Origin of the sequence: Klebsiella sp. SWET4 (assembly GCF_024296565.1) — a bacterium.
Taxonomy (GTDB): Bacteria; Pseudomonadota; Gammaproteobacteria; order Enterobacterales; family Enterobacteriaceae; genus Klebsiella; species Klebsiella variicola.
Genome location: NZ_JANCOB010000002.1, coordinates 140117 through 156418 on the forward strand (window position 1 = coordinate 140117; position 16302 = coordinate 156418).

General features: G+C 55.5%; 20 protein-coding genes. 5 read left to right on the forward strand and 15 right to left on the reverse strand.

Annotation, left to right across the window (positions count from 1 at the left end):
- Nucleotides 1-200: 200 nt before the first annotated feature.
- The gene (locus NKJ21_RS07465) at nucleotides 201-665 is read right to left on the reverse strand and encodes an OB-fold putative lipoprotein (RefSeq protein WP_254732822.1); all 465 of its coding nucleotides are present in this window, start codon (nucleotides 663-665) and stop codon (nucleotides 201-203) included.
- 311 nt (nucleotides 666-976) lie between these two features.
- On the opposite strand from NKJ21_RS07465, the gene NKJ21_RS07470 reads away from it, so the two are divergent.
- Complete coding sequence (locus NKJ21_RS07470; RefSeq protein WP_008806593.1) at nucleotides 977-1387, forward strand: Spy/CpxP family protein refolding chaperone; 411 nt, start codon at nucleotides 977-979, stop codon at nucleotides 1385-1387.
- A 72-nt stretch (nucleotides 1388-1459) separates the two neighbouring features.
- Here NKJ21_RS07470 and NKJ21_RS07475 read toward each other — a convergent pair whose 3' ends face one another.
- Together NKJ21_RS07475 and NKJ21_RS07480 are read right to left on the reverse strand one after the other, a co-directional pair.
- Nucleotides 1460-1627: a hypothetical protein gene (locus NKJ21_RS07475; RefSeq protein ID WP_008806592.1), complete on the reverse strand. Its 168-nt coding sequence runs from the start codon at nucleotides 1625-1627 to the stop codon at nucleotides 1460-1462.
- A gap of 24 nt (nucleotides 1628-1651) precedes the next feature.
- The gene (locus NKJ21_RS07480) at nucleotides 1652-2353 is read right to left on the reverse strand and encodes a pirin family protein (protein ID WP_100781258.1); all 702 of its coding nucleotides are present in this window, start codon (nucleotides 2351-2353) and stop codon (nucleotides 1652-1654) included.
- A gap of 104 nt (nucleotides 2354-2457) precedes the next feature.
- Here NKJ21_RS07480 and NKJ21_RS07485 point away from each other — a divergent pair, with 104 nt between their 5' ends.
- On the forward strand, nucleotides 2458-3354 hold the full coding sequence (locus NKJ21_RS07485; protein WP_004144865.1) for a LysR family transcriptional regulator: 897 nt from the start codon (nucleotides 2458-2460) through the stop codon (nucleotides 3352-3354).
- Between the two features lie 41 nt (nucleotides 3355-3395).
- On the opposite strand, the gene NKJ21_RS07490 is transcribed toward NKJ21_RS07485, so the two are convergent.
- The 11 genes from NKJ21_RS07490 to NKJ21_RS07540 all read right to left on the reverse strand — a co-directional run bounded on the left by NKJ21_RS07490 (nucleotide 3396) and on the right by NKJ21_RS07540 (nucleotide 10860).
- Complete coding sequence (locus NKJ21_RS07490) at nucleotides 3396-3764, reverse strand: DUF805 domain-containing protein (RefSeq protein WP_008806590.1); 369 nt, start codon at nucleotides 3762-3764, stop codon at nucleotides 3396-3398.
- A gap of 126 nt (nucleotides 3765-3890) precedes the next feature.
- The gene (locus NKJ21_RS07495) at nucleotides 3891-4877 is read right to left on the reverse strand and encodes a glutathione S-transferase family protein (protein WP_008806589.1); all 987 of its coding nucleotides are present in this window, start codon (nucleotides 4875-4877) and stop codon (nucleotides 3891-3893) included.
- A gap of 75 nt (nucleotides 4878-4952) precedes the next feature.
- Nucleotides 4953-5345, reverse strand: coding sequence for a DoxX family protein (locus NKJ21_RS07500; RefSeq protein WP_002917920.1), 393 nt, complete (start codon nucleotides 5343-5345; stop codon nucleotides 4953-4955).
- Nucleotides 5346-5701: 356 nt separating this feature from the next.
- The gene (locus NKJ21_RS07505) at nucleotides 5702-5998 is read right to left on the reverse strand and encodes a YqjK-like family protein (RefSeq protein WP_008806588.1); all 297 of its coding nucleotides are present in this window, start codon (nucleotides 5996-5998) and stop codon (nucleotides 5702-5704) included.
- The gene (locus NKJ21_RS07510; protein WP_012540496.1) at nucleotides 5995-6393 is read right to left on the reverse strand and encodes a phage holin family protein; all 399 of its coding nucleotides are present in this window, start codon (nucleotides 6391-6393) and stop codon (nucleotides 5995-5997) included. Before NKJ21_RS07510 ends, NKJ21_RS07505 begins: the two co-directional genes overlap by 4 nt.
- Nucleotides 6394-6395: 2 nt before the next feature.
- Nucleotides 6396-6701: a YqjD family protein gene (locus tag NKJ21_RS07515; RefSeq protein ID WP_008806586.1), complete on the reverse strand. Its 306-nt coding sequence runs from the start codon at nucleotides 6699-6701 to the stop codon at nucleotides 6396-6398.
- A 45-nt stretch (nucleotides 6702-6746) separates the two neighbouring features.
- On the reverse strand, nucleotides 6747-7115 hold the full coding sequence (locus NKJ21_RS07520; RefSeq protein ID WP_008806585.1) for a DUF1090 domain-containing protein: 369 nt from the start codon (nucleotides 7113-7115) through the stop codon (nucleotides 6747-6749).
- 149 nt (nucleotides 7116-7264) lie between these two features.
- Nucleotides 7265-7642, reverse strand: coding sequence for an EnvZ/OmpR regulon moderator MzrA (gene mzrA / locus NKJ21_RS07525; RefSeq protein ID WP_162493301.1), 378 nt, complete (start codon nucleotides 7640-7642; stop codon nucleotides 7265-7267).
- Between the two features lie 8 nt (nucleotides 7643-7650).
- Nucleotides 7651-8313, reverse strand: a complete 663-nt coding sequence (yqjA, locus tag NKJ21_RS07530) for a DedA family general envelope maintenance protein YqjA (RefSeq protein WP_004206121.1) — start codon at nucleotides 8311-8313, stop codon at nucleotides 7651-7653.
- Between the two features lie 341 nt (nucleotides 8314-8654).
- Nucleotides 8655-9431: a transcriptional regulator ExuR gene (exuR, locus tag NKJ21_RS07535; protein ID WP_012967188.1), complete on the reverse strand. Its 777-nt coding sequence runs from the start codon at nucleotides 9429-9431 to the stop codon at nucleotides 8655-8657.
- Nucleotides 9432-9558: 127 nt separating this feature from the next.
- The gene (locus NKJ21_RS07540) at nucleotides 9559-10860 is read right to left on the reverse strand and encodes an MFS transporter (protein ID WP_008806582.1); all 1302 of its coding nucleotides are present in this window, start codon (nucleotides 10858-10860) and stop codon (nucleotides 9559-9561) included.
- A gap of 482 nt (nucleotides 10861-11342) precedes the next feature.
- Here NKJ21_RS07540 and uxaC point away from each other — a divergent pair, with 482 nt between their 5' ends.
- The 3 genes from uxaC to NKJ21_RS07555 all read left to right on the forward strand — a co-directional run bounded on the left by uxaC (nucleotide 11343) and on the right by NKJ21_RS07555 (nucleotide 14945).
- Nucleotides 11343-12755 carry a glucuronate isomerase gene (uxaC, locus tag NKJ21_RS07545; protein ID WP_008806581.1) on the forward strand — a complete coding sequence of 471 codons (1413 nt, stop codon included), beginning with the start codon at nucleotides 11343-11345 and terminating at the stop codon, nucleotides 12753-12755.
- An 18-nt stretch (nucleotides 12756-12773) separates the two neighbouring features.
- Nucleotides 12774-14261 (forward strand): UxaA family hydrolase, encoded by a 1488-nt coding sequence (locus NKJ21_RS07550; protein ID WP_008806580.1) that lies wholly within the window; start codon nucleotides 12774-12776, stop codon nucleotides 14259-14261.
- Nucleotides 14262-14390: 129 nt separating this feature from the next.
- Nucleotides 14391-14945 (forward strand): YgjV family protein, encoded by a 555-nt coding sequence (locus NKJ21_RS07555; protein ID WP_008806579.1) that lies wholly within the window; start codon nucleotides 14391-14393, stop codon nucleotides 14943-14945.
- Nucleotides 14946-14960: 15 nt separating this feature from the next.
- Here the strand turns inward: NKJ21_RS07555 and sstT are convergent, their stop codons facing one another.
- On the reverse strand, nucleotides 14961-16208 hold the full coding sequence (sstT, locus tag NKJ21_RS07560; protein WP_023340745.1) for a serine/threonine transporter SstT: 1248 nt from the start codon (nucleotides 16206-16208) through the stop codon (nucleotides 14961-14963).
- Nucleotides 16209-16302: the final 94 nt, after the last annotated feature.

A 16302-nucleotide genomic window follows, 5' to 3' on the forward strand; every position in this document is an offset into this window, starting at 1 on the left:
GTTTCACCTCTTTATGCAAAAACCCCGCTCCGGCGGGGTTTTTGCTATTCGAATACCGAAAGCAGGATGAATGACTGTCCACGACGCTATACCAAAAGAACGCGGCTTATCGGTCAGTTTCACCTCTTTATGCAAAAACCCCGCTCCGGCGGGGTTTTGACTATTAGGAAAGCGGAAAGCGGTTTATCGGTCAGCTACCGTTATTTAACCACCTTAGGATTCTGTAGCGTCGGGATCGTGGAACCTTGCACCTGATGAACCTGACCGACGATCGTGGCGATGCTGCCGTTGCTTAACGCCTCAACGTCTGCGCTGTTATGTGAGCCAAAATTGAAGGTCAGACGTTTATCCGTTTTATTCTGCTCATCTCGCATGGTCACGGTAAAATAGTAGCTGCCGGCGATACCGCTCATTCGGCGAATGTCGACAATCACGCCGCGCACCTTGACCCATTTGCCCAGATAATCGCTGCTGGCCTTCGCCGGGTTGAGGGTAAACGGCTGCAGGAACTGGGCGACTGAATACGTCTGCATCGAAGCGACGGCGTCATCTCCCGGTTGAAATAATTTGTCTCCCGCGGAATAAAAGGCTTTAGAAGCCAGGCCGCAGCCGCTTAACAGCGAGATGACAAAAAACAGCGGTAATACGCGAGTGCGTAATAACATAACTATCTCCTTATATATTTTAAAAATGATATCCCTGCTTTTATGTATGACATCTTTCTCGCTAATTAAATAAAGTAACCGTGGCTACTGTCAATTAATTTCCGTGATAAGCGCTAAAGTCATTTTATATAAACGTGGTATTTTTCATATGAATTCATTTGGTGAGAACATTTGAATTTCTTATGTATTGAATGGCTTGTGATCAGGTGCACGCTGTGAATAATCTTTAGGTATTATTTTTTACATTTATTCACTACCAACTGTAAAATAATAAACCGCTATTTCAGACACTTTCACTTCAGGATAAAACAATGAAATTAATGACCCGTATTGCGTTTGCAGCCCTTCTGACTACCGGTTTCTCTCTGTCTGCGCAAGCCGCGGACGTGCAGGCGGCGCCAGCGCCGGCGCAGGACCCTATTGTCCAGCACTTAAAACTCACCAGCGATCAGGTTGCGAAAATTAAAAGCCTGCATCAGCAACTGGAAAATAATGTTCAACAGATTTCGCAGCAAGACATTAAAGATGGCGCCCTGATTAACGTGATTGATTCCGGAAAATGGGATGAAAAGGCGGTCAAGGATCAGCTGGCTGCCTTCAGTAAGATCGATCAGCAGGTGCGTTATTACCGCGTGAAGTACTATTTCGATGTGAATCAGGTCCTGACGCCGGAGCAGCGTACCCAGGTGAAAAAAGATCTTGCCGACGCGCTGAGCGAATAATGCCATCGGCCCCTTTCGGGGCCGATATTATCTTCAGGCTATAAACGAAAATCGAATCATTATATTGCCTTTTCAGGCGAGACTTTCTTCATCCCGCAGACGAATCTCCGCTTCGACAACAATGGCTTCCAGTTCGCTCAGCATCTCATCATAACCAAAGCTGACGACGCCGGCGGTTTCCGGCTGCGTCGGGGCTGATGGCGTCGGGGACGCCTTTTTTCTGTTTTTCTTTTTACTCACTGACAGACTCCATCCCTTCCGTTGTTACACCGGTAAATCTATCAGCAAAGCGCGCAGCGGCGTATCGGCGACGAGGGTAATGTTAGCTTCGTCACGAATAAATGCGCCGTCACCACAGGTGAGAGCCTGTTTTTGTTGTTCCTGCGCGACGGCATGGACGGTGCCGTGGATTGACTGCAGGTAAGCGCGTGGGCCATGCAGCTGCACGCTAATCTGCTCTCCTTTCTCCAGTGCGATATGGTAGACCCAGGCCTGCTGGCGAAGCTGGAGACTGCCGTTCTCTCCCTCCGGCGAGGCCAGCAGCTGCAGCGGTGCGCTCACCACTTCGGTTTTCTGCTGTAGCGGGTTTTCCCGCTGCGGGCAAGCGTCGAGCCACAGCTGCATTCGCGTTAACGACTGCTCTTTGCTCAGATTATGCTCGCTATAGCTCACGCCAGGCTGGGTGGCGATAAGCAGCGCTTCACCGGCTTTGGCCTGCACGTGGTTGCCGTCGCTGTCGCGATACTCCGCTTCGCCTTCCAGAATCAGGTTCAGGATATCGACTTTTGGGTACGTCCTGGCCTGGAAGGAAGCGCTGGGCGCCAGCACTTCCTGATTGAGGACGCGCAAGGACGCGAAGCCCAGTAATTTCGGGTCGAAGTAGTGGCCAAAGGAGAAGGTGTAGCGGGCCTGCAGCCAGCCGAAGTCTGCTTGTCCGCATTGTTTGGCTGTTCGGGTAGTAATCATGTTCTTGACCTCTCTTTACACTAAATCAATGGTAAAGGTATGGACGCTGTATTGTTAGCCAGATATTCTGCCCGGTATGTTCAAATTTCCTGAATGAGAAAGCGATGGCCAAAGAGAGAGCATTAACGCTGGAAGCGTTGCGCGTGATGGATGCGATCGACCGTCGTGGGAGCTTTGCTGCCGCGGCTGATGAGCTGGGACGCGTGCCTTCCGCCCTGAGCTATACCATGCAAAAACTGGAAGAGGAGCTGGACGTGGTGCTGTTTGACCGCTCAGGTCATCGCACGAAGTTCACCAACGTTGGACGGATGCTCCTGGAACGCGGGCGCGTGCTGCTCGAAGCGGCGGATAAACTCACCACCGATGCGGAAGCGTTGTCGCGCGGTTGGGAAACCCACCTGACGATCGTCACCGAAGCGCTGGTGCCCACCCCGGATCTGTTTCCGCTAATTGAAAAACTGGCGACCAAATCTAATACGCAGTTGTCGATTATCACCGAGGTGCTGGCCGGCGCCTGGGAGCGGCTGGAGCAGGGGCGGGCGGATATTGTTGTCGCGCCGGATATGCATTTTCGTTCCTCCTCGGAGATTAACTCGCGCAAACTCTATTCGGTGCTCAGTGTGTACGTCGCGGCGCCGGATCACCCGATCCACCAGGAGCCGGAACCGCTCTCGGAAGTGACCCGCGTGAAATACCGCGGCGTCGCAGTAGCGGATACCGCACGCGAGCGGCCCGTCCTTACCGTTCAGCTGCTGGATAAACAGCCGCGCTTAACGGTGAGCACCATTGAAGATAAGCGCCAGGCCCTGTTGGCCGGGCTAGGCGTGGCGACCATGCCCTATCCGCTGGTGGAGAAGGATATTGCCGAAGGACGCTTGCGGGTTGTCAGCCCGGAATACACCAATGAAATTGACATAATCATGGCCTGGCGACGGGACAGTATGGGCGAAGCGAAGTCCTGGTGTCTGCGTGAGATCCCCAAGCTCTTTGCTGGTAGATAGTGATGAAGACGCTCCTCCCGTTAACGGGAGGAGCGGGAAGATTAATAGGAGAAGGGTTTCGGATCGGGTCCGAAGCGATTGTTGCCTTCGGTGCCGCGCTGGCAGTTAAAGATCAGGATCACCAGCCAGCCGATGACCGGGATCAACAGCAGCAGCAGCCACCAGGCTGAACGGTCGGTGTCGTGCAGGCGTCGAAACTGCACCGCCCACCACGGTAAAAAGACCAGTACGCCATAGATGGTCGTCAGAATGCCTTCGCCGCCCGCCCGCTGCCAGCCCAGCATTTTATCGATGATGCTCAATACGCCGGTCAGGATGAGGTTGACCAGAATAAACATCCAGTACTCTTTGCGCCGCGCACGGCCGCCAAATCCTATATAGTTTTTTAATGCCTTGAGATACCAGTCCATTTCTACGCCTCAATTAACCGTCAATCACTTGTTTTTTAAGCGATCGCAATAAGAATAGACGTGAATGAATGGTGGGTAAATATCTGTTTTCTGAATTATTGGGCGCCATCACTGGCGCCCGAAAGATCAACGGAAGCGCTGATCGCGGCCGTGGGGTTCGTTGAGATCCTGTTGCGGTCCAATGGAGATAATGCCGGTTGGATTAATGGTTTTATGGCTGCGGTAATAGTGGTGGCGGATATGCGGAATACTCACCGTCTCCGCGATGCCGGGCATCTGGTAGATGTCGCGCAGAAAACCGTACAGGTTGAGATAATCGCTAATGCGCCGTTTGTCGCATTTAAAATGCGTCACATATACCGGGTCGAACCGTACCAGCGTGGTCCACAGGCGAATATCGGCTTCCGTCAGCTGATTTCCCGTCAGGTAACGATGCTGACCGAGGATCTGCTCCAGCCGCTCCAGTGAAGTAAAGACCGCCTCGACCGCTTCGTCGTAAGCCTGCTGGCTGGTGGCAAAGCCGGCCTTATACACGCCGTTGTTGACGTTGTCGTAGATCCAGCCGTTCAGTTCATCGATTTTTTCCCGCAGCGCCGGCGGATAGTAATCCCCGGCTCTGGCGCCCAGACCATCGAAGGCGGTATTAAACATGCGGATGATTTCTGCCGACTCATTGCTGACGATGGTCTGCTGCTTTTTGTCCCACAATACCGGGACCGTGACGCGACCGGTATAGTGCGGGTCAGCCTGCAGATAGAGCTGATAGAGGAACTGATGATGATAGAGCTGGTCGCCGGTAGCACCAGGGAAATCATCGGCGAAGGTCCAGCCGTTTTCCAGCATCAGCGGATTGACCACGGAGACGGATATAAAGGGTTCCAGTCCTTTCAGCTTGCGCAGAATTAACGTGCGGTGCGCCCACGGGCAGGCCAGAGAAACATACAGATGATAACGGTCTTTTTCTGCGGCAAAGCCACCTTCGCCCGCAGGCCCCGGCGCGCCATCGGCCGTGAGCCAGTTACGGAAGGCCGAAACGGAACGCTTGAATCGTCCTCCGGTGGATTTGGTGTCATACCAGGTATCTTGCCAGACGCCGTCGACTAATTGTCCCATTACTTCCTCCTGCAGATAGCAAAAGCGAGGAGATATCCCCTCGCTTTTTTTAGATTTTTACTCAGTATAGTGCGCTTACCACTTTTTATTCAGTACGCGGTCGATGCTGAATGCGCCCGGTCCGGTAATGGCCAGCAGCAGATAACCGCCAGCAATGGTCAGGTTTTTCATGAACATCAGCGAGTTCACGCCTTCCGCAAAGTTGCTGTGGAACAGGAACGCGGTCAGCAGCGTAAAGCCTGCGGTGAACAACGCGGTGGTACGGGTCAGGAAACCGAACAGAATCGCCAGACCGCCGCCGAATTCAAGGAGAATGGTCAGCGGCAGCAGTGCTCCCGGCACGCCCATGGCTTCCATATACTGCTGGGTTCCGGCGTAACCAGTGATTTTGCCCCATCCTGCAGTGATAAACAGAATCGGCATCAGAATACGCGCTACCAGTACACCAACATCTTCTAATTTTTTCATTTCTTACTCCAGAAAACCCAAAGGGCGGCAGTTTTGTTTTTTAGCGCAATCCCGCGTGGTTACACGGTGTTGCTGTCGATGGAGAGGATAGTAACGAGGCGGAGAGGGAATTGTTAGCAAGGAAAACTGTAGATCTTCTTCAAAGTTTCTGAGCAATAACTGCGGTGAGGAGAAATTTTCTGGCGACGAGGGGAACTACCCGTCCCGATATCGGGTGGCTGAGCGGAATGAATTGAGATCTGAGGGGGGCTAACCGCGGGTTGCGGCGAAGGCCCCGGCTGCCGCGAACGGCGTATTGTATCGGACGGGGAAATGGCAGAGCGGGGCGCCCGGATAAGCGCCCGCGCTCCGGGCTGCTAGTGTGTTGACGACTGGCGCAGGATCCCGCGGACCATCCGCCAGGTGCTCCACAGTCCGAGACCGCGTTTGGTCCAGCGCATCAAAAAGTGCGGGTGTCGTATGGACCAGACGGCCATCAAACCGCTGCCAACCATCAGCCACGAACGTAAACTCAGCAGCGTATGCCAGCCGCGATCGAGGGGCGCTGTCGCCTCCAGCCAGTGGCGACGACAGGCGCTAAGCTCCAGTCGTTGCTGCTGGATCTGGCGCAGCAGCAGCGCCTTTTGCCGTTCACGCTCCTGTCGGCCATTCACGGTTTATCGTCCTCCAGAAGGGCACGGTCGTTCTCCAGCTCTTTACGCGTCAGGCGCAGCAGCGTGGAGCGGCGCGCCTTACGTAGGGTAAGGATACCCACGATCGCGGCGGCGAGGAGCAGAACGACGGTGGTGGCGATCATGACGTGCAGGCGGTACTGGGCGTCAACGGCCCAGATAACCAGCACCAGCAGACTCATGAGGCCAAACGCGGCAAACAGCAGCGTCAGTCCGGTCATGATCAGCAGCTGGAAGAGGTTGGCTTTCTCCTCCTCCAGCTCCACGACGACCAGGCGCAGCCGTGTTTCCACCATTTCGACCAGCAGCGTGACGATACGCTGGCCAATGGAGAACACGCGCTGGCCTGGCCCCTGCGTGTGTTGAGTATTCGCCATAATCAGCGACGCGACAGCAGGACACCCAGCACCAGCCCGACGGCGGCACCAATCCCGACTCCTGTCCACGGATTTTCGCGAACATAATCATCCGCCCGCGCGGCGGTCTCGCGCGTTTGACGCAAAATCGCATCGCTGGTTTCACCCAGGCGGGCACGACTCTCTTTTAGCGCGCTCTCTGCTTTACTACGCAGTTTACCAATCTCTTCTTTCGACTTGTCCGCTGAGGAATTCAGAACTTCCTCCAGGGTATCCGCCAGCGTTTTCAGTTCTGCACGAAGGTCGTCAGTCACATTCTCTTTAGCCATGTCGTTCTCCTGTAGCGTGGTCCGTGTTGCGAAAGTTAACTGTTATTAGTAGTCCCGAGACTCCAGCGTTTTTAACTCCTGTTGCGCTTCATTGAGTTTATGCTGGCGTTTGTTGATTTTGTCCGCATCGCCTTTCTTCCGGGCTTCCTGCAGATCGCGCTGACGTTCAGCGATCTCTTCCCGCTGTTTGGCAATTTTTTGCTGATGATCGGCTTTGAGTTTACTGTCGCTGCAGTTTTCCCGTACCTGACGTAGCGCGGTATTTAGCCCATCAATGCGACTTTGATTATGATGCTTTTCGGCATAGCTGATCTCCCGTTGAATATCCTGCTCTTTTTCCTGGCAGGGAGAGGCTGCTATGGCGCTGGCGCTAAGTGAAGTCAGGGCCAGAAGCAGAGCGATGCGGTGTTTCATGGATAGTACCTTCCATTGTCTGAGGGTATACCCGGAGGATATACCCGTTCCCGATGGTGAACGGGAATGCGTTGATTCCCGCAGGTTTAAGCATAGTAACAAATGCAGGAAACCACCAGACTGCGTAAAAAACGCAGTAAGGCGGTAGTTTACCCGAGCCGGTGAGGCGCGTCGCGCAGACGGGATAACCAGGCGGTGGCCGAGTTATCGTCCTCCAGCAGGGCAATAATATAACCATGTGGCAGAGCGCGACCGAGAACCTCTTTCGCCGCCGCGCCCTGGGCGGTGGAGTCGAACTTAATCAGCAGGCCATCTTTTTGCGGCGTAATGCTCTTAAAGCGGATACCGTTGGCGTCGAGATGATGCCAGACGGAGAAGCCGTCCGGCATGCTGACGCCCTGGCCAACCGGACGGATCGCCAGCGTGGCCTCCTGCTGCTGCACTGCCAGCCAGAGCCAGAACAGCGCGCAGAGCACAAGAGAGCCACCCAGCAGCCAGCTCAGCTGGCGCAGGGAGGGGCGTTTAATGACCATCATTAGCCCCGGCTTCTGTATTTTTTCTTCCACAGCACCACCAGCGAGCCGATCAGTCCGAAGACCAGCAGCGCGACCGGAAGGAGCATCAGGCAGGACATCAGCTGATCTTCATACTTGAGGAATACCGGGGTTTTGCCCAGCAGATAGCCCAGCGAGGTCAGGATGAGCACCCACAGCAGGCCGCTCATCCAGTTAAAGAACTGAAAGCGAGCGTTATTGAGGCCTGAAAGGCCGGCAATCGTCGGCAACAGCGTACGCACGAAGGCGATAAAGCGGCCGATCAGCAGCGCGGAGAGCCCATGCTTATGAAACAGGTGATGCGCGCGTTGATGATAGTGAGAGGGCAGATGCGACAGCCAGTTTTGCACGATCCGCGTATTGCCCAGCCAGCGCCCCTGAATGTAGCTCAGCCAGCAGCCGAGGCTGGCGGCGGCGGTAAGCAGCAGCAAGGTTTCCGGAAAGCCCATCGCCCCTTTGGCGATCAGCACGCCCACGAGCACAAGCAGACTATCCCCCGGTAAAAACGCGGCAGGCAGTAACCCGTTCTCAAGGAACAAAATCATAAACAAGACAAAATACAGCATGCCAATCATGGAGGGATTCGCGAGCGTTTCGTAATCCTGAGCCCACAAGGCATTCAATAACTGGGTTAAAAGTTCCATTCACGATTCCTGGTACATCGGTTAACGGCACGTCTGAGCGCGTGGCATGTTGGGCGACAAGATTTTTATGAGATTTTGGTCGCTGCTTAGGCGCTCTGAACGCTTCCCTGTATAAGACTGAAGTAAGTAAACACTTACCCCCAGAACGGCAAAATGCATCTAATTGTAACAAATCAGCTGACTTTACGTCAGAGAAATTGCAAGGTGTTGCTCGTTGATTTTGCTGATTGCGGCGGTGGGAGGCGAGAGGATTTACACAGGCTGACACTATATATGTTTTACTTACTCCAGCCGGCCTGGGGGGCAGGCGCGCAGGGGCCGCGCGCCGTCAGGATAAGCGCTTATTTCGCGCTGTTGGCCGCCGTATCGAGATGAACTACCGGATTATCGGCAAATAAGTAGCGATCGGCATTAAATTCAAAGTCATCGCTGGTTTCGTTAAACAGCATTTGCTTGGTATTTTCCAGATGCTGCCACATCGCCAGCTTGGCGGCGTTGGGATCTTTACGCAGCAGGGCTTTCAGGATCTGATCGTGATCGTCGCACCAGTTATCGACCGTGCGCAGGTCGATATGCTCATGCAGCTTTTTCCAGTACGGGTTATGCACGCGCTGGGTCCACATTTTTTCCACGATCGCCGCCAGCGCACTGTTCTGCGTGGCCAGCGCCACCTGGACGTGGAACTGGAGATCCCACTCGGAGTCGCGGAAACACTTCTCGTTGCGCGCTTTCTCCTGAATCTCCATCAGCTTCATGATGTCCTGTTTGGTCACCTGAGTCGCCGCGAATTCAGCAATATTGCTTTCAATTAGCTGCCGCGCCTGCAGGAGTTCAAAAGGGCCATAGTTGGCGAATTCAAGGCTTTCATCGGCCACCTGCTGGTACTTGGGATGGTTGGAGATGACATGAATACCCGACCCTTTGCGGACTTCGACATACCCTTCCACTTCCAGCATGATAATGGCTTCACGAACCACGGTGCGGCTGACGTTTTTTTCATCGGCGATAAAGCGCTCGGCGGGCAGCTTATCCCCTACAAGGTAGACACCTTGTTCGATGCGCGTCTTCAGCTCAGCGGCAAGCTGCTGATACAGACGGCGTGGTTCAATGATTTCCATATTCGCTCCCGCAAGATGGCGACAATATTCGATTTGTTATACCACTTTTACACGCTTTCCACCACTGGCAGGCATGAAAAAGCCGCCTGAGAAGGCGGCTCGATAAGCGGTCATATCAGCACATGATCTAACTCTGCGTGGCGGGTTTGCGGCTGCTAAGTGGCGTCGAGTCATCGTCAGCCGGTTTGTTTTTCAGCACCGTCCAGATAACCAGCGCGCCCAGCAGGTCAAAGACGGCCAGTACCGCAAACAGCGGGCTGAAGCCGATGGTGTCTGCCAGCGCGCCGACAACCAGGGCGAACATGGTGCTCGCCAGCCAGGCGGCCATCCCGGTCAGACCGTTGGCGGTAGCGACTTCGTTACGGCCAAAGACGTCGGAAGAGAGGGTGATCAGCGCCCCGGACAGCGCCTGGTGAGCGAACCCGCCGATGCACAGCAGGGCAATCGCCACGTACGGGCTGGTGAACAGGCCGATCATCCCCGGGCCAATCATCAGCAGGGCGCCCATGGTGACCACCATTTTACGCGACACGATCAGGTTGACGCCAAACCAGCGCTGGAACAGCGGCGGCAGGTAACCGCCCACGATGCAGCCGAGGTCGGCGAACAGCATCGGCATCCAGGCGAACATCGCGATCTCTTTCAGGTTAAAGCCGTAAACCTTAAACATGAACAGCGGGATCCAGGCGTTAAAGGTCCCCCAGGCCGGCTCGGCGAGGAAGCGCGGCAGGGCGATACCCCAGAACTGACGGTTGCGCAGGATCTGCCACGGCGACATTTTCTTCGCGTTATTGGTCTGATGCTGAGACTCCTGACCGCCAATGATGTAGTCGCGTTCTTCGTCAGATAATTTTTTCTGGTCGCGCGGGTGTTTGTAGAAGATAAGCCAGGCGATGGCCCAGGCGAAGCTCAATACCCCGGAGATGATGAACGCCATCTGCCAGCTGTGCATGACAATCGCCCACACCACCAACGGCGGCGCGATCATGGCGCCAATAGAGGAACCGACGTTGAAGTAGCCCACCGCGATAGAGCGCTCTTTTGCCGGGAACCATTCAGAACTGGCTTTCAGCCCGGCAGGGATCATCGCGGCTTCCGCTGCGCCGACTGCGCCGCGAGCCAGCGCCAGGCCGCCCCAGCTGCCTGCCAGCGCGGTTGAGCCGCAGAATATCGCCCAGGCGATAGCAAAGAAGGCATAGCCGATTTTGGTCCCGAGAATATCGAGGACGTAACCCGCGACAGGCTGCATGACGGTGTAGGCAGCGGAATAGGCTGCAATGATATAGGAGTACTGTTGAGTCGAGATGTGTAACTCTTCCATCAGCGTCGGCGCGGCCGCCGCCACGGTGTTACGGGTCAGGTAGCCCAGCACGGTGCCTAGCGTCACCAGCGCAATCATGTACCAACGTAACCCTTTAATTTTACGCATGTAAACCTCATCGTCTGTTATCTTTCCGCATCAGGTGCGGCCTTTCCTGACGGCAATACGCGGTCGGGAAAGCGAAACGGAGGGTTCAGGAGGGGGGATCCCCCTCTGGCCCGAACCTTACCATCAGTTGTTATGTTGAAAGTCGGTGTCCATTCCGTATAAGCCGATGCCATAAACACCGGTAATGCATTCCGTCGGTTTATATGTTGCGACGGCAGAAAGATAACTTGTCATACAACTTTAAAAGTTGAGTGCTGTCACAAAAGTGGGAAAGTTAGTGTGGTCTTTAGCCCTTACCGGCAAAGCCAGAGATGGCGCGCCCTGCCGGGGTATTTTCCAATGAGACGGTCGTTTTTTTATCGACGTTTATTGATCTAACTCACGAAAAACAGCTCGGTCTGTAGAAATTGGTGTGATAACTTTGTCAGCATTGTAGTCAATCATCTGAAAGGCTCCCGCTACGGAGCGAAGAGGACACGCGAATGACACCGTTTATGACTGAAGATTTTCTACTCGATACCGAATTTGCTCGCCGTCTGTACCACGATTACGCCAAAGATCAGCCGATTTTCGACTACCATTGCCACCTTCCGCCGCAGCAGGTTGCCGAAAACTATCGCTTCAAAAATCTGTATGACATCTGGCTGAAAGGCGATCACTACAAATGGCGCGCAATGCGCACTAACGGCGTACCGGAGCGTCTGTGTACCGGTGATGCGTCCGATCGCGAGAAATTTGACGCCTGGGCGGCAACGGTGCCGCACACTATTGGCAACCCGTTATACCACTGGACCCATTTAGAGCTGCGTCGCCCTTTTGGTATTACAGGTAAGCTGTTGTCTCCATCCACCGCCGATGAGATCTGGGACCAGTGCAATGATTTACTGGCTCAGGACGCCTTCTCCGCCCGCGGGATCATGAAGCAGATGAATGTGAAGATGGTCGGTACCACCGACGATCCGATTGATTCTCTCGAGCACCATGCAGTTGTCGCCAAAGATACCTCCTTTGATATCAAAGTGCTGCCGAGCTGGCGCCCGGATAAAGCATTCAACATTGAACAGGCGACCTTTAATGACTACATGGCGAAGCTGGGTGAGGTGTCCGATACCGATATTCGCCGTTTTGCGGACCTGCAAAGCGCTCTGACCAAACGTCTGGACCACTTTGCCGCACACGGCTGCAAGGTCTCCGACCACGCGCTGGACGTGGTGCTGTTTGCGGAAGCGACCGACGCCGAGCTGGACGCCATTCTGGCGCGCCGTCTGGCTGGCGAGACCCTCAGCGCACACGAAGTGGCGCAGTTCAAAACCGCGGTGCTGGTGTTCCTCGGCGCAGAATATGCCCGTCGCGGTTGGGTACAGCAGTACCATATCGGTGCGCTGCGCAATAACAACCTGCGTCAGTTCAAACTGTTAGGCCCGGACGTGGGCTTCGACTCGATCAACGATCGCCCGATGGCTGAAGAGCTGTCTAAGCTGCTGAGCAAGCAGAACGAAGAGAACCTGCTACCGAAAACCATTCTCTACTGCCTGAACCCGCGCGATAACGAAGTGCTGGGCACCATGATCGGTAACTTCCAGGGTGAAGGCATGCCAGGCAAGATGCAGTTCGGCTCCGGCTGGTGGTTCAACGATCAGAAAGACGGCATGGAGCGGCAGATGACCCAGCTGGCGCAGCTCGGCCTGCTGAGCCGCTTCGTCGGGATGCTGACCGACAGCCGCAGCTTCCTCTCCTACACGCGCCACGAATACTTCCGCCGCATTCTGTGCCAGATGATCGGCCGCTGGGTGGCTGCCGGCGAAGCGCCTGCGGATATCGCGCTGCTGGGCGAGATGGTGAAAAACATTTGCTTTAACAATGCGCGTGACTATTTCGCCATTGAACTGAACTAAGGCCAGAGGTCGGTTGATATGCAATACATTAAAATCCATTCGCAGGATAACGTCGCGGTCGCGCTGGCGGATATCGCTGCCGGTAGTGTGGTGACGATTGATAAGGATTCGGTCACCCTCGGCCAGGATATCGTTCGCGGCCACAAGTTTGCACTGCGCGCTATCGCGAAAGGGGAAAACGTCGTTAAGTACGGGTTGCCGATTGGCCATGCGCTGGCGGATATCGCGCCGGGCGAGCATGTTCATGCGCACAATACGCGCACCAATCTCAGCGACCTTGACGCGTATCGCTATCAACCGGACCGGGTTGCCCAACCGCCACAGCCTGCGGATCGCGAAGTGCAGATTTATCGTCGCGCCAACGGTGACGTCGGCGTGCGCAATGAGCTGTGGATCCTGCCGACCGTCGGCTGCGTCAACGCGATGGCCAGACAAATGCAGAACCGTTTCCTGAAAGAGACGTATGGCGCTGAGGATATCGATGGGGTGCATCTCTTCAGCCACACCTATGGCTGCTCGCAGCTTGGGGATGACCACATCAACACTCGCACCATGCTGCAAAATATGGTTCGTCACCCGAACGCCGGGGCGGTACTGGTGGTTGGCCTTGGCTGTGAAAACAACCAGGTGGATGCCTTTCGCGAAACGCTGGGCGAGTTTGACCCGCAGCGTGTGCACTTTATGGTTTGCCAGCACCAGGACGATGAAGTGGAAGCGGGGGTTGCGCATCTGCATCAGCTGTATGAAGTGATGCGTCAGGATAAACGCCAGCCGGGTAAATTGAGCGAGCTGAAGTTTGGTCTCGAGTGCGGGGGATCGGACGGCCTGTCGGGCATTACCGCTAACCCGATGCTGGGCCGCTTCTCAGACTATGTGATCGCCAACGGCGGCACCACCGTGCTGACCGAAGTGCCGGAGATGTTCGGTGCTGAACAGCTGCTGATGAGTCACTGCCGTGACGAAGCGACCTTCGACAAGCTGGTGACCATGGTCAATGACTTTAAGCAGTACTTTATCGCACACGACCAGCCTATTTACGAAAACCCTTCCCCGGGTAACAAAGCCGGGGGGATCACCACCCTGGAAGATAAGTCGCTGGGCTGTACTCAGAAAGCGGGTTCCAGCCAGGTGGTGGATGTCCTGCGCTACGGCGAGCGCCTGAAGGTTCATGGTCTGAATTTGCTGAGCGCGCCGGGCAACGACGCGGTCGCCACCAGCGCGCTGGCCGGCGCCGGCTGTCATATGGTGTTGTTTAGCACCGGACGCGGCACGCCGTACGGCGGCTTTGTGCCGACGGTGAAGATCGCCACCAACAGCGAACTGGCGGCGAAGAAAAAGCACTGGATCGACTTCGATGCCGGGCAACTGATCCATGGCAAAGCGATGCCGCAGCTGCTGGAGGAGTTTGTGGATGCCATTGTGGCTTTCGCTAACGGTAAACCGACCTGTAATGAACAGAATGACTTCCGCGAACTGGCCATCTTTAAAAGCGGTGTTACCCTGTAAAGGGGTATTCACATTGGCGCCCAAGGGCGTAGAACGTGTATCGGCCTGATAGCGTAACGCCATCGGGCTCGTAACAGCGGCGTTTCAGCCAGTGAAGCGCCGTTTGTTTTTTTCAGTCAGGGAGCTTTCATGACCGCGTATTGGCTGGCCCAGGGGGTCGGCGTCATCGCCTTTCTTATCGGCATTACCACCTTTATCAACCGCGATGAACGCCGTTTCAGGCTACAGCTGGCGGTCTATAGCGCTATTATCGGCGTTCATTTTTTCCTGATGGGCGCCGGGTCGGCCGGAATGAGCGCCGGGCTCAATGCGCTACGTACGGTCATTTCCTTACGCACCCGTAGCCTGTGGGTGATGACCGTCTTTATCCTCCTGACGCTGATCCTCGGCCTGGGCAAACTGCAGCATGCCATGGAGCTGCTGCCGATCATTGGCACCGTCGCCAGCACCTGGGCGCTGTTTCGTTGCAAAGGGCTGACCGTCCGCTGCGTGATGTGGTGCTCCACCGCCTGCTGGGTCACGCATAATCTGTGGTTGGGTTCGATTGGTGGGACGCTGATTGAAGGCAGTTTTCTGATCGTCAACGGGCTGAATATCATTCGCTTCCGCCGGATGCAAAAGCGCGGTATCGATCCGTTTAAGGTTGAAAACGCAGTCCAGGAAGAGAGCCCCTCCGCCCGATAGCGGAGGGGAAAGGCATTAGCTGCGCAGGGCGTTTTTCGCCAGCTGGTCATCTTCTGCTATGCAGGCCGCGGCGGTAAACAGGGCGTCGGTTGAGGAGTTGAGCGCCGTTTCGCAGGAATCCTGCAGCACGCCGATAATAAAGCCGACGGCAACCACCTGCATCGCCACATCGTTCGGGATCCCAAACATATTACAGGCCAGCGGGATCAGCAGCAGCGAACCGCCCGCCACGCCGGAGGCGCCGCAGGCGCACAGCGAAGCGACCACGCTCAGCAGCAGCGCTGTCGGCAGATCCACCGGAATATTCAGCGTATGCACCGCCGCCAGCGTCAGCACGGTGATCGTGATCGCCGCGCCCGCCATATTGATGGTCGCCCCCAGTGGAATGGAGACTGAATAGGTATCGCGATCCAGATTCAGCTTTTCACACAGCGCCATATTCACCGGAATATTGGCGGCGGAGCTGCGGGTGAAGAACGCGTAGACGCCGCTTTCGCGCAGGCAGGTCAGCACCAGCGGATAGGGGTTACGGCGGATTTTCCAGAACACCAGCAGCGGGTTAATCACCAGCCCTACCAGCAGCATACAGCCGACCAGCACCAGCAGTAGCTGGGCGTAGCCCCACAGGGTCTCGAAACCGGTGGTCGCCAGGGTGGAAGAGACCAGACCGAAGATCCCCAGCGGTGCAAAACGGATCACCACTTTGACGATGAAGGTCACCGCGTGGGAGACATCGTTGATCAGGTTTTTGGTGGTGTCGTTACCGTGACGCAGGGCGAAGCCCAGCCCCACCGCCCACACCAGAATGCCGATATAGTTGGCGTTCAGCAGGGCGTCGATCGGGTTAGATACCATGCTCATCAGCAGGCCGCGCAGCACTTCGACAATCCCCGATGGCGGCGTGATGCTGTCGGCGGCGGTGGTTAAATGCAGAGTCGACGGAAAGACAAAACTAAACAACACCGCGGTCAGCGCCGCGCTGAAGGTGCCCAGCAGATAGAGAAACAGAATGGGGCGAATACTGGTTTTTTGTCCGTGCTGATGGTTAGCGATGGAGGCCATCACCAGCATCAATACCAGCACCGGCGCCACCGCCTTTAACGCGCCGACGAACAGGGTCCCCAGCAGACCGACGGCAATGGCCGTTGGCTTAGAGACCAGCGCCAGCAGCACGCCAAGCACCAGACCGATTAAAATTTGTTTCACCAGGCTGCCTTGCGCCAGGCGTGAGATCCACCCCGATGGGGGAGTGCGTGTGGTCATAATTCATTCCTTCCAGTGATGTAGCAAGCCATCCCAGCCACGTATTATTTGTTACGTTTATGTCAGGATGTAAGTAGATGTTTGCATAGTCGAG